This is a genomic window from Nocardia sp. NBC_01327 (assembly GCF_035958815.1).
Lineage (GTDB): Bacteria > Actinomycetota > Actinomycetes > Mycobacteriales > Mycobacteriaceae > Nocardia.
This window is the reverse complement of sequence record NZ_CP108383.1, coordinates 3,059,049-3,072,715: the sequence shown is the minus strand read 5'-3', so window position 1 is coordinate 3,072,715 and position 13,667 is coordinate 3,059,049. Positions and strand designations below refer to the sequence as shown.

Here is a 13,667-nt window from a genome sequence, read left to right as displayed (position 1 = left end):
CGGAATACACCGACAAGATCATCAGGAACTGGTGGCGGCATAACGCGACAAACCACCGCCACCAGTTCCTGGTCGATGCACTAGGCGAAGCGCTAGCGCGAATCGGTTGTCGGTGAGCACGATTAAGGTGCCCGGTCATGGAAGCTGCCACGGCCGCCATCGCCGATATTGTCCGGAATGTCGCTCCCCTCGACGACCTCGAACGCCGGCACCTCGACGAGACGCTGCGCTGGCTCGGGCAGACCGACGATGTCTTCCGCCGCGCCAAGCCCGCCACGCCCGCCCGTCACCTGGTCAGCTACGTGGTGCTGATCGACCCGGACGCGCGCGCAATCCTCTTGGGGCACCATCGGAAAGCGGGTTTGTGGCTGCCCACCGGCGGTCATGTCGACCCCGGCGAGCATCCCTTGACGACCGCCGGGCGCGAGGCTGCGGAGGAGATCGGCATCGAGGCCGAATTCTCGGTCGTCGGCCCGGAACCGCTGTTGCTGACCATCACCACCACGGTGGGCATCGGCGCCTGCCACGAAGACGTCTCCCTCTGGTACGTGATCCGCGGCGACCGAACACACCCCTACCGGCTCGATTCCAGGGAATTCAGCGACCAGCGCTGGTGGGGCATCGACGACTTCTCCACCTCCGACACCGACCCGCATCTCCCCCGGTTTCTGACCAAGCTGCTGGCGGCTCTGTCTCGGTAGGCCGGGGCTATCGCATCGGGCTGTACGACCCGATTCCAGGTCAGCGTTCGAAGACGCCGGTCAACCGCGCACGGTCGAGGACGGGTGCGGTGATGACGGGCAGGAGGGTGCGGGGCCGGGCACGGTGGGGTGCGGCGGCGACGGCGGCGGAAAGCGCGAACAGCTGGAAGATGTAGTGGTGCGGCCCATGGCCTTTGATGGGTGCGGGACCGTGATATCCGCGGCCGATGGTGGAGCGCAGCAGCTGGACTCCGGCACCTGGCCGCCGCGCGCCGAGGGCGCCGGGGTCCAGGTGCCCGAGGGACGGGTCGATCAAGGCGGCGCAGTGCACGGCGGGCTTGGCGATCGGGACGTCGATGTCCTCGACGACCAGGAGCAGCTGCACGGTGCCCGGAGGCGGTGGGGTCCAGGCCAGGTGGGGCGACAGGTCCGCTCCGCCGATGTGCTTGGCGCACTGCGGCAGCGGTATCGCGGCGCCGTGGGCGAAATGCTCGCTGGTCAGCGTCAGCAGCTCGGGGCCGTGCAGATTGGGCAGGTTCCACGCCGTGTGCGTATCGCCCGCTCTGCGGTGGTGCAGGAGTCGGCCGAGCAGGGTCATCGGGTCGCCCCGACCATGTCGATAACCTCTGCGGCGGTGGCGGTTTCGCCGAGTTTAGGGAAGACGCGCTCGATGCTGTGCCGGTGCGAATCGGCATCCGGATCGAGCATGGCGTCGGTGGCCAGAACGACGTGGTACCCGTAGTCGGCGCCCGAGCGCGCGGTCGACTCGACACCGGCGCTGGTCGAAATGCCCGCGAGCACGATCTGGGTGACGCCCAGATCCCGCAGCAGGGTGTCGAGCCCGGTGTCGTGGAACGCGCTGCGCCGCCGCTTGGTGATCAGGTGGTCGGTCGGCTGCACATCGAGTTCGTCGATGAGGTCGGCCCAGCCGGCCGGCAGCGCGCCCAGTCCCCCGGGCCGTCCGGCCTCGGTGCGTCCCGGTGCGCGCCCGGTGACATTGACCAGCACCACGGGCAGCTTGTGCCGGCGGAACTCGGCGGTCAGGTGTGCCGCCTGCTTGACGACATCGGCGACCGCGGGGTCGCTCTGGGCGGAGACGATGCCCTGCTGCAGGTCGATCACGATCAGCGCGGAGGTGGGGTCGATCGTTGTCAGCGTCATATGTACTTCTCCTGGAGAGGTCGGAGCGGAAGCGGCTGGAGCGGAAGCGGTTCCGCGCAGCAGGGAGGCGATCGCCGCGAGGACGGCGAGGACGGCGCCGAAGCCGAACACAATGACCAGACCCGAGTGGAACGGCCCGGAGATCAGGGTCGGGAAGAACTCACGCCCGGTCAGGGTCTGCTGCTGGGCTGCGGTCAGGTGGGTCAGCGCGCCACTGGGTTGGAGCAGGTTCTGGATCGGGTTGACGCCGAGTTGCGCGGCGAACAGGGACGACACCGGGGGCAGGTTGCCGACCTGGGTGGCGACGTCGGCCGGCACGCCCTGCTGTTGCAGACCGCTGGTGAGGGTGTGCGGAAGGCTGCTGGCCAGCCCGGCGATCATGAGGGAGAAGAACACTCCGATGGAGACGGCGGTGCCGGAGTTCTGGAAGGTGGCCCGCATACCGGAGGCCACACCGCGGGCCCGCGGCGGCACACTGCCCATGATCGACGAGGAGTTCGGGGAGGCGAACATGCCGCTGGCAATTCCGTTGAGCGCGATCAGCAGTGCGAAAGTCCAGTAGCTGAAGTCGATCGGCAGCACCATCAACCCCAGGAAGCTGGCGCCGAACAGCAGCGCACCGCCGGTGGCCAGCCCCCGCGAGCCGAGACGGTCGGACAGGTACCCCGAAACCGGTCCTGCGGCAAGGAATCCGGCGGTCAGCGGCAGCATAAAGATGCCCGCCCACAGCGGTGTGCTCTCGAAGTCGTAGCCGTGCAGGGGAAGCCAGATGCCCTGCAGCCAGATGATCAGCACGAACTGCATCCCGCCGCGCCCGATCGAAATGGCCAGACCCGCCAGATTGCCGAAGGTGAAGGCGCGCAGGCGAAACAGGCTCATCTGGATCATCGGTGCGCTGACCCGGTTCTCGATGACGACGAAGGCCGCCAACAGGGCGAGTCCGCCGACGATCAACGTGTCGACCAGCGGATTGGTCCAGCCCATGGTGTGCCCGCCGTAGGGCTGCAGGCCGAAGGTGACCGCGATCAGAATCGAGCTCAGACCCACCGCGAAGGTGATATTGCCCCACCAGTCGATCCGGCCGCCGTCACGCTTGCCGGTCTCGCGCAGCGTCCGGTAGGCCCACACCGTAAAGAACAGTCCGACAGGCACATTCACCCAGAACACCGCCCGCCAGTCCCAGGCCGCCAGCAGACCGCCGGCGACCAGGCCGATGAACATCCCCGCCAGGGCGGCCACCTGATTGACGCCGAGGGCGAAACCGCGCTGCTCCTCGGGGAAGGCGTCGGTCAGGATCGCGGCCGAGTTCGCGGTCAGCATCGATCCGCCGACGGCCTGCAGCACCCGCCACCCGATCAGCCACATCGCCGCGTGGCCGCCATCCAGCGGATCGAAGGACAGCAGGATCGAGGCGAAGGTGAAGACCGCGAATCCGGAGTTGTAGAGGCGGACCCGGCCGTACATATCGCCCAGCCGGCCGACCGTGACCACCAGAACGGCTTGGACCAGCCGGTATCCCATGATCATCCACAGCAGGTAGGCGATATTGCCCGGAGCCAGCGGGTCCAGGTGGATGCCCCGGAAGATCGCGGGCAGGGCGATCAGCACGATCGAGCCGTCCAGCGCGGACATGAAGACCGCGGCGGTGGTGTTCGTCAGTGCCGTCCACTTGTACCGATCACCGCTCGCGCGGGGCGGGGCGGACGTCTCCGTCATCAGGTTGGTGCTCATGGTTCCGTTCAGATGTTCTGGGCCAGTCGCTCGAGAAGCGCTGCGGCCGAGGCGAGTTGCTCCAGCTCCGTCGGAGTGAATGTGCCGCTGGTCATGGCCTGGGCAAGGAGTTCGGTCCGTGCGTCGCGCTTGTTCTGCAGCGCCTGCCGGCCGGTGTCGGTGACGGTGAGCACAACCCGCCGGCCGTCGTCCGGGTCGGGCCGGCGTTCGACCAGACCCCGTGCGCGCAGGGCGCCGGTCGTCGCCCCCATGGACTGGGCGGTGATCTGCATCGCCCTGGCGAGCGCCGCGGAGGTGGCGGGGCCGGAGCGATCCAGATGCGATAGCGCGGCGCGCTCGGGCATCGTGAGCTCACCCGGTGTCGGCACCTGGCGAATCCGGCGAACCAGCAGACCGACGCCGGCCAGCAGCGCGGCGGCGACCTCGGCGGGGTCCAGGCCATCATCCATATGATCAGCCTACCTTATAAGTTTCACTTAGCACATTCTGAAATAAGTATGTGTCTGAAAAGCCTGCGGATTCGACAGCGAGTGGCGACAATTGGCCATGACTGCGCGGCGGGAACGAACACCCGGCGCACGGGCCCGAATCCCCATCGGCAACAGAGGAATTCAACGATGAGCAGGCTGGCGACCTCGTGCGCGGCGACCCTGGTCGCCGTGGCCGTCATGGTCGGGACCGTGGTGGTCGGCGATGCGCACGCGCAGACGCGCGGCGCGCAGCACTGCACCCCGTATACCGCGATTTTCGCGCCGGGAACCTGGGAGACGCGTTCCGACGCGGATCCCACCGTGCCGGTCGGCATGCTCAGGCCGATCGGTGACGGTCTGCAGCGGCAATTCGGCAGCGATATCACCGTGCTCTATGCCCCTTATGCCGCAAGCGCTTTCGATCAGGGACTGAGCTACGCGCAATCGCTGAGCACCCTCGAGAACCGATTGCACACCATGATCGGCGGCCTGTGCGCCTCGACGCGGGTCATCCTCGCCGGATACAGCCAGGGCGCGGACGGCATCGGCGACGTCGCCACCGCGATCGGGAATGGCGAAGGCCCGGTCGGCGCCGATCGGGTGGTCGGCGTCGGGCTACTGGCCGATCCGCACCGCAACCCGAATACCACACTGTCACTGGGTGATCCGCAACCCGGTCACGGTATCGCCGGAAACCGGAGCCAGGATTTCGGCGCGCTGACCGACCGGGTGCGCACCCTGTGCGCCGACGGTGATCTGTACTGCTCGCTCAATGCCACCGCCTCACCGTTCCTCGCCGCGCTCGGCCGGGTGCTCAGCGGCGATCCCGCACCGATCGCCTCGCTGATCCCCGCCAGCACCGACCCCGGCACGCTCATCGCGCAGGCCGTGAAGGTGGGCGCAGGCTGGACGGCGACCGCGGCGAAGCTGCCGACCATTCTCGACGGTCTCACCGGTCTGCCTGCGGCGATCCAATCCGGTGATATTCGGGGTGCGCACCAGATCGCGAGCGATCTCAATGCGGATCTGGCCCCGATGGTCCAGGCGGCCGCGGGCGTGGATCTGCCCCTCATCGCCTCGGTCATCCGCGCGGCAGGCACCGTGGACCCCTCGGGCTGGACCGCGGCCGAGAGCGTCATCGCCGATGTCCTGACCCGAATCGATATCCTGCGCATCGCCGGAGACGTCGGGCAGATGCAGGAAACCCTCTGGCGCGCAGTCGAATCCCTCACCCGGGGCGATTCGCTCGGCGCCGCCGCCGACGTCGCGACCCTCACCCCGGCGGGACTGGATCTGGCCGGCGCCGTTGTCGGCCCGTTCGCCACCGCGGTGCGCGGCGACCTGCGGGTGGCCGTGCGCGCCCTGCTCAATATCGGTGGGCCCCAGTGCATCAACGACCTGGTGCAACTGAGCCGTCAAGGCATAACCATGGCCAAGTTCTACGCCTCGAACGCCCACGTCGACTACGGCGACGACGCCCAGATCCTCCTGAACTACCTAGGTTCCCAGGCCATTTCATAGCGGCGCGGCATATCCGCTCGGCTCAGAAGTATTCGCCCATCAGCTCGGTCGACCACTCGGGCTGGTGCACATCTCCCCGAGGACCGAACTCGCTCATATAGGGCTTGATATCGAGCACCGGGGTTCCGTCGATCGCATCCAGGCCCGCCACCTGCACGGTCAGGCCGTCGACGCCCAGCAGGCGGCACCGGGAGACCCCGATCCGGTTGGGCCGGTTCTTCCCGCGCTGGGCGAAGATCCCGACCAGCGGCCAATCCTGGCGGTTGCGCGGATGCCGGGCCCCGGTCTCCACCTTGCCCTCCGGCACCAGGTGGAAGTGATAGACCACCTCCAGGTGCGAGAAATCCCCGAGACCGGCGAGCGCCTCGGGCGTGAACCGCTCCGCATCCAGTTCGATGGCGGCCTCGACGGCCCCCCAGTTGTCGTCGAACGCCTCACCGCGCCCTCCGACCACCCGGCCCACGGGCACTACCTCCACTGCATAAGGCGAGTTCGTCATCACCGGAATATAGCGTGGGCCCACTAATTCGTTTTCCCAACCTAATACGCGGTGCTACCGTTATTTCAACGATCCACCGAACCTCCACGGAAGGCAGCAGTATGACCGGGCAGCAGCTACTGAATCAGCGGCAACGCTGGATTTATGGTGCCCGCTCGCCGCAGGCACTTCTCCCCGTATCGGTTCTCCGCCAGCGCATTCGCGGCGGTTCCTGAGGTCTGACGAATAGACCCTCCAGGGCCGCTCTGGCGAATTCGCCACGGAGCGGCCCTTTTCCGTATCCACCCCCGCATTACCGATCCCTCGTAGCCCAATTGGTAGAGGCAGCAGTCTCAGACCCTGTCCAGTGCGAGTTCGAATCCCGCCGAGGGAACCCGACCCAACCAGCCCCCGCGCACCTCAGTGCGGAGTAGATGTCAATGGCGACATCCGCGCGGGGCCATATGCCCGTAGCTCAAACGGATAGAGCGCCTGCCTACGAAGCAGGAGGCTGGAGGTTCGATTCCTCTCGGGCATACCAACTTTCGATGAAACGTGGTGTAACGGCAGCACGGCGAACTCTGACTTCGTCAGTCCAGGTTCGAATCCTGGCGTTTCAGCTCACTCTTCTTCCGGGGCCTCGTCGTCGGACGGGGGCTCGCCCCCGCCGCCTCGGATGGTCCAGAGCAGGCCGTCGAGTTCGTCGGATTTGATGAGGACGTCGCGGGCCTTGGAGCCTTCGCTGGGGCCCACTACGCCACGGGTTTCCATGAGGTCCATGAGGCGGCCGGCTTTGGCGAAACCAACGCGGAGTTTGCGCTGCAGCATCGAGGTGGAACCGAATTGGGAGGTGACGACCAGTTCGATGGCCTGCACGAGCAGTTCGAGGTCGTCGCCGATATCGGCGTCGACCTCCTTCTTCTCGCCGGCCTTGGCGGCGGTGACGCCTTCCTGGTATTCGGGTTCGGCCTGCGTCTTGGCGAATTCGACTACGGCGGAGATCTCTTCGTCGGAGATGAAGGCGCCCTGTAGGCGGGTGGGTTTGCTCGCGCCCATGGGGAGGAAGAGGGCGTCACCCATACCGATGAGCTTTTCGGCGCCGGGCTGATCGAGGATGACGCGCGAGTCCGTCAGCGAGGAGGTGGCGAAGGCCAGGCGGGAGGGGACATTGGTCTTGATCAGACCGGTGACCACGTCCACCGAGGGGCGCTGGGTGGCCAGCACCAGGTGAATGCCTGCGGCACGGGCCTTCTGGGTGATGCGGACGATGGCGTCCTCGACGTCGCGCGGGGCGGTCATCATGAGGTCGGCGAGCTCGTCGACGATGGCGAGGATGTACGGGTACGGGCGATAGACGCGTTCGCTGCCCAGGGGCGCGGTGATCTGGCCCGACTTCACCTTGCGGTTGAAGTCGTCGACATGGCGAACCTTATTGGCCTGCATGTCCATATACCGCTGTTCCATCTCCTCCACGAGCCAGGTCAGCGCGGCGGCCGCCTTCTTCGGCTGGGTGATGATGGGCGTGATCAGATGCGGAATGCCTTCGTAGGGCGTCAGTTCCACCATCTTGGGGTCGATGAGGATCATGCGCACTTCTTCGGGCGTCGCCCGGTGCAGCAGCGAAACCAGCATGGAGTTCACGAAACTCGACTTACCGGAACCGGTGGAACCGGCGACCAGCAGGTGTGGCATCTTGGCCAGGTTGGCGGAGACGAATTCGCCCTCGATATTCTTGCCGAGGCCGATGACCAGCGGATGGTGATCGGCGCGGGTGGTGGGCGCCTTGAGCACATCGGCCAGGCGCACCAATTCCCGGTCGGCATTGGGGACTTCGATGCCGACCGCCGACTTGCCCGGGATCGGGGCGAGCAGGCGCACATTCTCGGTGGCGACCGCATAGGCGATATTGCGGGCCAGCGCGGTGATCTTCTCGACCTTCACGCCGGGGCCGAGCTCGACCTCGTACCGGGTGACCGTCGGGCCGCGCACGAATCCGGTGACCGCGGCGTCGATCTTGAACTGGATCAGCACCTCGCTGATCGCCTCGATCATGGAATCGTTTGCGGCACTGCGCAGCTTGGGCGGATCACCGTCGGTGAGCAGACTCAGCGGCGCGAGCTGATAGTCGCCGTCCACCTCACGCTCGGTGACGAACTCCAACTGCTGCGCCACCGGCGGCGGCGGGGTCTGATCGACCACCTTGGGAGGAACCTTGCGCACCTTGGCTTTCGGCTTCTCCTCGGCCACGATCTCCTTGGCGGCCTGCAGCGGCGGTTCGCCCATCACCTCGGTGACGGCATCGGAGCCGCCGAATTCGTCGACCGGATAATTCTCCGAGGGCGCACGGCCGCGGCGCTTGCCGCGCACGCGCTCATGACGCGGGAAGCCGTCCGCATCATAGTTTTCCGGGTCGTAGAGGCCGGGTTCGTCGGAGTAGCTCTCGTATTCGTCGCCACCGCTGCCGGTGCCGAAGATCTCGCGCAGGGCCTCCGGAACCTCACGCACCGTGGTGCCGGTGAGCAGCAGAATGCCGAATCCGATGGCCAGCAACAGCAGTGGGACGGCCAGCCACGCGCTCAAACCGTCACGCAGCGGGCCGCCGATGACATAGCCGACAAAGCCGGCGGCATGCGCGCGACCGTGCGCATCGGCCGGTGCACCGGCCGCCATATGCCACAGCCCCAGCACCGGCAGCCCGACCAGCAGCCCGCCCAGCACCAGTCGCGGCCGGATCTCCGGATGCGCTTCGGTGCGCATGAGAATGATCGCGATGCCGATCAATACGAACGGCAGTGCCGCCGAGGCGGATCCGGAGACCGCGCGAATCGCGGCATCCACCCAGTGCCCGACCGGCCCGCCCGCGGACAGCCATACCGCCGCGACAATGAGGAATCCGAAACCGACCAGCCCCAGCGCGATTCCGTCCCGCCGGTGCCCGTGCTCGATCTCCCCGGCGCGGCTCAGGGCCCGGGTGCTCGCACCCAGCCCCCGCGCCAGCATGTTCCACCCGCTGCTCACGCCGCGGGTGACCACCGCCAGTGGAGCGGTATTCGATGTGCGCCGAGGTGCGGGACGGCGGCGCGCCGCAGCGCTCCGACCGGCATTCCCCCGCGCCGCGGCCGTGGTGCGACCGCGCGCAGCGGTGCGCGGAGTGCTCGCCCGAGACCGTGCAGGAGTCTGCCCCCGCGTCGATCCCGCTCGCGAACGTGACGTTGCGGTACCGCGGGACTTACCTGGCATGCACCCCAGGCTAGCCGCAACCGCACCATACGGACCATCCGCAACACTCGACCCTCCCACAACAGCGCTGTGGGATTGGCCATGAAAACGGACAGAACAGTCAGCTGGCGGCGGGGATCGCGGCCGGTCGAGTGCCGATCGGAGTGGGACCCGGCGGCGCGGTCCAGCGAGTCAGGGCCGCTTCGAAGTCGGGGATCTGGCTGGCGGCCGTGCGGTAGCACTCGGCGGCGTCGAGAGTGCGGCCCAGGCGGTGCAGGGCGGTGTAGCGGACCAGCATGTTGTAGGTGTGCAGACCGCCCACCCGGGAGGATTCGCGAGTGGCCTCGGCGCGCTCGGCCTGCTCGACGGCCTGCAGCAGGCGGTCGGCGCTCAGATGGGCGAGGGCGGCGCGAGAGTGGACGGCGGATTCGAAGCGCAGGGCGCCGGCGCGGCGGGCGGCGCGCAGGGCGGCGTCGAACAGCAGGGTGCCCAGTTCGCCGTCACCCTCCTTGCTGATCACCCAGGCCGCTTCGGTCAACGCCCACATGACATTCCGGCGGGTACCCGGCTGCGAGTCGCCCACGACCGCACGCGCGGCCGCGGCGAGCGAGTCACGATTGCGGCCCGCCGCCGAATAGGCCTGGGCGAGGCACGAATAGGCGACCCGCACGCATTCGGGACTCGCACCGAGCCGATACAGGCGCAGCGCATGGGCGAAATGCGTGGCGGCGCTCATCGGATCCTGGCGGTACAACCCGATAATGCCCGCGAACACGTGCGCGGTGCCCGCCACCCACGGTTCGGCATCGGGATCGGTATCGGCGAAGAGCCGGTGCAGATGCCCGGCCGCCCGCTCGGGCTCGCCGAATTCCGAGACCAGCGCGAAAACCAAGGCCAATCGGGCTCGGCCCGCCGCCACCGTATTGCCGTCGGCCTCGAGCGCCCGGATCAATTCCTCGAGCGCCTTCTCCACATCCACTGTGGCATCACCGGCGAGCATGGTTTCGGCCACCGACAGGGCCAGATCGGCGGCCAGCACCCGATGGTGCGGGGTGCCCGCCACGGCGAGGCGGTACAGCGCGACCAGATTGCGGCGCTCGATAGTCAGGAAATCGCGGGTGGCGTCCAGATCGGCCAGGCGGGTGCCCGGATGCCCGGTCGGGGCCAGGGTCAGGCGTAAGCCCGGATGTCGCACGCGCAGCACGGTTTTCATGGTGGCCAGGTAGTAGTCGAGCAGCCGCTCGGTGACGTCCACCGCGGCATCGCCGCCCTCACGGCCGAGCGCGAACAATCGCATGAGGTCGTGATAGTGGTAGCGACCGCGCCCGACGGTCTCGAGCATGCCGCGATCGACCAGTTCCTCGCACAGATCCTCGGCGAGCGGCTCGGTGGTATCGAGCACCGCGGCCGTGGCCGCGAGCGGCAGATCCGGCAGCTCGGCCACCGCCAGCAGGCGGAATGCCCGTGCGGCGGCAGCGGGCAGCTGCTCGTATCCGGCACGGAAGGCGACGGCCAGCGCCAGCTCCCCGGTCCGGAAACGGTCCAGGTCATGGCGTTCATCGGCCAGCCGGTCGGCCTCGGAGACGATCGTCCACTGCGGCCGCGCCGCGACCCGCGCCGCCACGATGCGCACGGCCATCGGCAGCAGTCCGCACAGTTCGGCAATGCGCCGGGTCGCCTCCGGTTCGGCGGCCACCCGCGCCGCGCCGACAATGCGGCTGAACAGCGCGACGGCCTCCGCGGCGTCGAGCACCGGCAGAGCCGCCGATCGCACCCCGGGCAGCGCGGTGAGCGGGCGATGCGCGGTGACCAGTACCGCACAACCGGGACCGCCCGGCAGCAGCGGCGCGACCTGCGCCGCGTCACTGGCATTGTCGAGCACCAGCAGCATGCGGCGACCGCTGACCACGGACCGGAACAATGCCGCACGCTCGGCCACACCGCCGGGCACCTCACGCTGCGCCACGTTCAGAGCGCGCAGAAAAACTCCGAGCACCTGTTCGGGGTCGGCCGGATCGGCACCCGCACCGTGCAGATCGACATACAGCTGTCCGTCCGGATACTGCTCCCGAATCCGGTGCGCCACATGCAGAGCCAACGCGGTCTTACCGACCCCGCCCATACCGGAGATGGCCACGATCGACGTTCCGGCGCCGAATGCGGCGCTCAGCTCCCGCACCAGCTCGCCGCGACCGGTGAAATCGGCGGTGTCCGGCGGTAATTGGGCCGGCAGCGGCGCCACCGCCGGAACCGGGGCGGTGACGTACACGCGGGCGGGCAGTTCATCGGCCAAAATCTGCCGATGCAGTTCCAGCAGGGCCGGTCCGGGCTCGATGCCCTGCTCCGACACCAGCAGTCGCCGAATGCGCTGATATTCACCGAGCGCCTCGGTGCGGCGGCCCGCCCGGTACAGGGCGGTCATCATGAGCCCGCGCAGCCGCTCACTGAGCGGGTCGCCCGGGATCAGGGCTTCCAATTCGGCTATGGCATCGGAATAGTCGCCGCGCTGCACGGTGACTTCGATGAGGTCTTCGCGCAGGGCCCGGTGCAGGCGGCGCAATCGGGCGCGTTCGGCGGTGGCCCACGGCCCGGGTACCCCGCTGAGCGGATCGCCGCGCCACAGTCCCAGCAGCGCCCGCAGTGCGGCATCGGCCTGCTCCAGCTGTCCGGCTCCCCGCGCCGACTCGGCTTCGGCGCGATAGCGGTCGATTCCGTCGATATCGAGCTCGAGCGGGCCATCCAGCCGGTAGCCCCGCGACTCCGAGGCCAGCAGCATCGTCCCCGGTTGCGCCGAGAGGTGTTTACGCAGCGCCCACGCGTAATTGCGCAGCGCACCCACCGCGGAGGCCGGGCGCTCCGCACCCCAGATACCGTCGACGAGTTCTTCGATCGATACCGTCCGCCCGCGCGCGCAGGCCAGTATGACAAGCGCCGCTTGCTGTTTGGGCGGCATGGGCGAGCCGGGCGCACCATCGGACACCAACTCGACCGGCCCGAGCAGCGCCAGTTGCCAAGTCATTGCCTACCACCTCATCACCACGGGCTACCGCCGCTCGCAGAAGCTACCGTCCGGCGCGTGATCGTTTCATGATCAGCGGCCGGACCGCCACTCGAGCGCACCCGCCGGCCGAAATCTCACACGCTGCGGTCCAGAGCGTTGACCGCGGCCACATCCTCCGCGTCACCGGTGGCCTCCAGCCGTACGGCACTGCGGCCGAAAGCATGCAGCAGCAGCTCCGACGGCGGGCCCGCCAGTACGACCGTGCGCTCCCCCGCGTGATGCGCGACGGTGCGGCGACCGTCCGGCGTCGCGAGCGCCACGGTAACCGGCGATTTGCGATATGCCATGCGCGCCAAGCCGGTCAGCACCTTCCAGAGCCGATCCTCGTCTGCGGCAGGCAGTTCGCGCGGCTCCCAGCCGGGCTGCGCGCGCCGCACATCCTCGTGGTGGACGAACATCTCGGTCAGATTCATGAGCGAATCCACCGGGCGCAGCAGCCACGGCGGACCACTGCTCACCAGTTCGAGCAGCTGCGGGAAGGGCCGCTGCGCCACGCGGCGCTGGACATTCTCCAGATAGGAGGCGAAGGGCTTCAGCATGATGCCTGGCGCGGCATCGGGGCGGCGCTCGCGGACGATCAAGTGCGCGGCCAGATCTCGCGTCGTCCATTCACCGCAGAGGGTCGGTGCGTCCGGACCGGCCGCGGCCATCGTCTGCACCAGGGCCTGCCGTTCCCGCTGTGCCATGCTCATAAAGGGAACCCTAACCGGACACACTCTCGAATGCATCGCGCGCGTTGCACCGTGCGATAGCGATTCAATTGCTGAATGCCCTGGCCTTTAAGGGGAACACCCGGTCCGCCATAAGGCGCGCATTCGATCATGAACTCATCAGCCACCGCGGCTTTCGCCGGTTGGCTTCGGTCGAATCGGATCGGTAGCTTGTGCACTCGGTCCATCGGGTCATGGGCCCACAGCACTAGAAGGGCAACACTCTTGAAGAAGATCGTCAGCGGCGCCGCCGTGATGGTTGCGGCGGCCGGTTCCCTACTGGTCGGCACCGCAGCTCCAGCCGGTGCGTACACCGATAACTTCGGTGCGATCGCGCTATCCCCCTCGAGCGGCCACATCGGCTACTCCTACGACTACTCCGACCGCGGGTCGGCGCAGGACGGTGCGATGAGCTCCTGCACCTTTGCCGACTGCCACGTGGTCGCCACCTTCGCGAACGGTTGCGGCGCGGTTGCCTACTCCCCGCGGGGCTACTACACCTACGGTGCGGCGTACTCCCGCTCGGCGGCCCGGACCCAGGCGCTGGCGCGCAACTTCTCCGACGCCACCATCGTTCACTGGAACTGCACCACCGGTTACCAGCTCTGATTCCGA

10 protein-coding genes, 3 tRNA genes and 1 pseudogene are annotated in these 13,667 nt (G+C 67.9%); 6 read left to right on the top strand and 8 right to left on the bottom strand.

Features of this window, described 5'->3' with window-relative positions; all coding sequences use genetic code 11:
• The first annotated feature begins 137 nt into the window (after window positions 1–137).
• Window positions 138–701 (top strand): NUDIX hydrolase, encoded by a 564-nt coding sequence (locus OG326_RS13595; protein WP_327144988.1) that lies wholly within the window; start codon window positions 138–140, stop codon window positions 699–701.
• A gap of 40 nt (window positions 702–741) precedes the next feature.
• Here OG326_RS13595 and OG326_RS13590 read toward each other — a convergent pair whose 3' ends face one another.
• From OG326_RS13590 to OG326_RS13575, 4 genes and pseudogenes are all read right to left on the bottom strand, one after another.
• A complete protein-coding gene (locus tag OG326_RS13590; protein ID WP_327144987.1) occupies window positions 742–1,299 on the bottom strand; it encodes a YbhB/YbcL family Raf kinase inhibitor-like protein in 558 nt (185 codons plus the stop codon).
• Window positions 1,296–1,862 carry an isochorismatase family protein gene (locus tag OG326_RS13585; RefSeq protein WP_327146475.1) on the bottom strand — a complete coding sequence of 189 codons (567 nt, stop codon included), beginning with the start codon at window positions 1,860–1,862 and terminating at the stop codon, window positions 1,296–1,298. Before OG326_RS13585 ends, OG326_RS13590 begins: the two co-directional genes overlap by 4 nt.
• A gap of 21 nt (window positions 1,863–1,883) precedes the next feature.
• Window positions 1,884–3,578: pseudogene (locus tag OG326_RS13580) on the bottom strand (MFS transporter); the annotation flags it as partial.
• Window positions 3,579–3,601: 23 nt separating this feature from the next.
• The gene (locus OG326_RS13575; protein ID WP_327144986.1) at window positions 3,602–4,042 is read right to left on the bottom strand and encodes a MarR family winged helix-turn-helix transcriptional regulator; all 441 of its coding nucleotides are present in this window, start codon (window positions 4,040–4,042) and stop codon (window positions 3,602–3,604) included.
• 168 nt (window positions 4,043–4,210) lie between these two features.
• On the opposite strand from OG326_RS13575, the gene OG326_RS13570 reads away from it, so the two are divergent.
• Entirely contained in the window at window positions 4,211–5,584 is a 1,374-nt protein-coding gene (locus OG326_RS13570; protein WP_327144985.1) for a cutinase family protein, read from the top strand.
• A gap of 22 nt (window positions 5,585–5,606) precedes the next feature.
• Here the strand turns inward: OG326_RS13570 and OG326_RS13565 are convergent, their stop codons facing one another.
• The gene (locus OG326_RS13565) at window positions 5,607–6,083 is read right to left on the bottom strand and encodes an SAM-dependent methyltransferase (protein ID WP_327144984.1); all 477 of its coding nucleotides are present in this window, start codon (window positions 6,081–6,083) and stop codon (window positions 5,607–5,609) included.
• Between the two features lie 299 nt (window positions 6,084–6,382).
• Here OG326_RS13565 and OG326_RS13560 point away from each other — a divergent pair.
• From OG326_RS13560 to OG326_RS13550, 3 genes are all read left to right on the top strand, one after another.
• Window positions 6,383–6,456: transfer RNA gene (locus OG326_RS13560), tRNA-Leu, on the top strand.
• Between the two features lie 70 nt (window positions 6,457–6,526).
• A tRNA-Arg gene (locus OG326_RS13555) sits at window positions 6,527–6,603 on the top strand.
• A gap of 8 nt (window positions 6,604–6,611) precedes the next feature.
• Window positions 6,612–6,682, top strand: a tRNA-Gln gene (locus OG326_RS13550).
• 1 nt (window position 6,683) lies between these two features.
• Here OG326_RS13550 and OG326_RS13545 read toward each other — a convergent pair.
• From OG326_RS13545 to OG326_RS13535, 3 genes are all read right to left on the bottom strand, one after another.
• Window positions 6,684–9,302 carry a DNA translocase FtsK gene (locus tag OG326_RS13545; protein WP_327144983.1) on the bottom strand — a complete coding sequence of 873 codons (2,619 nt, stop codon included), beginning with the start codon at window positions 9,300–9,302 and terminating at the stop codon, window positions 6,684–6,686.
• Between the two features lie 100 nt (window positions 9,303–9,402).
• Entirely contained in the window at window positions 9,403–12,300 is a 2,898-nt protein-coding gene (locus OG326_RS13540) for an AfsR/SARP family transcriptional regulator (RefSeq protein ID WP_327144982.1), read from the bottom strand.
• A 116-nt stretch (window positions 12,301–12,416) separates the two neighbouring features.
• Entirely contained in the window at window positions 12,417–13,034 is a 618-nt protein-coding gene (locus OG326_RS13535; RefSeq protein ID WP_327144981.1) for a TIGR03085 family metal-binding protein, read from the bottom strand.
• A 243-nt stretch (window positions 13,035–13,277) separates the two neighbouring features.
• Here OG326_RS13535 and OG326_RS13530 point away from each other — a divergent pair, with 243 nt between their 5' ends.
• Window positions 13,278–13,661, top strand: coding sequence for a DUF4189 domain-containing protein (locus tag OG326_RS13530; protein ID WP_327144980.1), 384 nt, complete (start codon window positions 13,278–13,280; stop codon window positions 13,659–13,661).
• The last annotated feature ends 6 nt before the right edge of the window (window positions 13,662–13,667 follow it).

What these genes read in the sequence shown, in the direction of transcription:
- OG326_RS13565 (WP_327144984.1), bottom strand. Translation starts at nt 6,083, where the DNA reads ATGACGAACTCGCCTTATGCAGTGGAGGTAGTGCCCGTGGGCCGGGTG.
- OG326_RS13570 (WP_327144985.1), top strand. Translation starts at nt 4,211, where the DNA reads ATGAGCAGGCTGGCGACCTCGTGCGCGGCGACCCTGGTCGCCGTGGCC.
- OG326_RS13590 (WP_327144987.1), bottom strand. Translation starts at nt 1,299, where the DNA reads ATGACCCTGCTCGGCCGACTCCTGCACCACCGCAGAGCGGGCGATACG.
- OG326_RS13595 (WP_327144988.1), top strand. Translation starts at nt 138, where the DNA reads ATGGAAGCTGCCACGGCCGCCATCGCCGATATTGTCCGGAATGTCGCT.
- OG326_RS13575 (WP_327144986.1), bottom strand. Translation starts at nt 4,042, where the DNA reads ATGGATGATGGCCTGGACCCCGCCGAGGTCGCCGCCGCGCTGCTGGCC.
- OG326_RS13540 (WP_327144982.1), bottom strand. Translation starts at nt 12,300, where the DNA reads ATGACTTGGCAACTGGCGCTGCTCGGGCCGGTCGAGTTGGTGTCCGAT.
- OG326_RS13545 (WP_327144983.1), bottom strand. Translation starts at nt 9,302, where the DNA reads ATGCCAGGTAAGTCCCGCGGTACCGCAACGTCACGTTCGCGAGCGGGA.
- OG326_RS13585 (WP_327146475.1), bottom strand. Translation starts at nt 1,862, where the DNA reads ATGACGCTGACAACGATCGACCCCACCTCCGCGCTGATCGTGATCGAC.
- OG326_RS13535 (WP_327144981.1), bottom strand. Translation starts at nt 13,034, where the DNA reads ATGAGCATGGCACAGCGGGAACGGCAGGCCCTGGTGCAGACGATGGCC.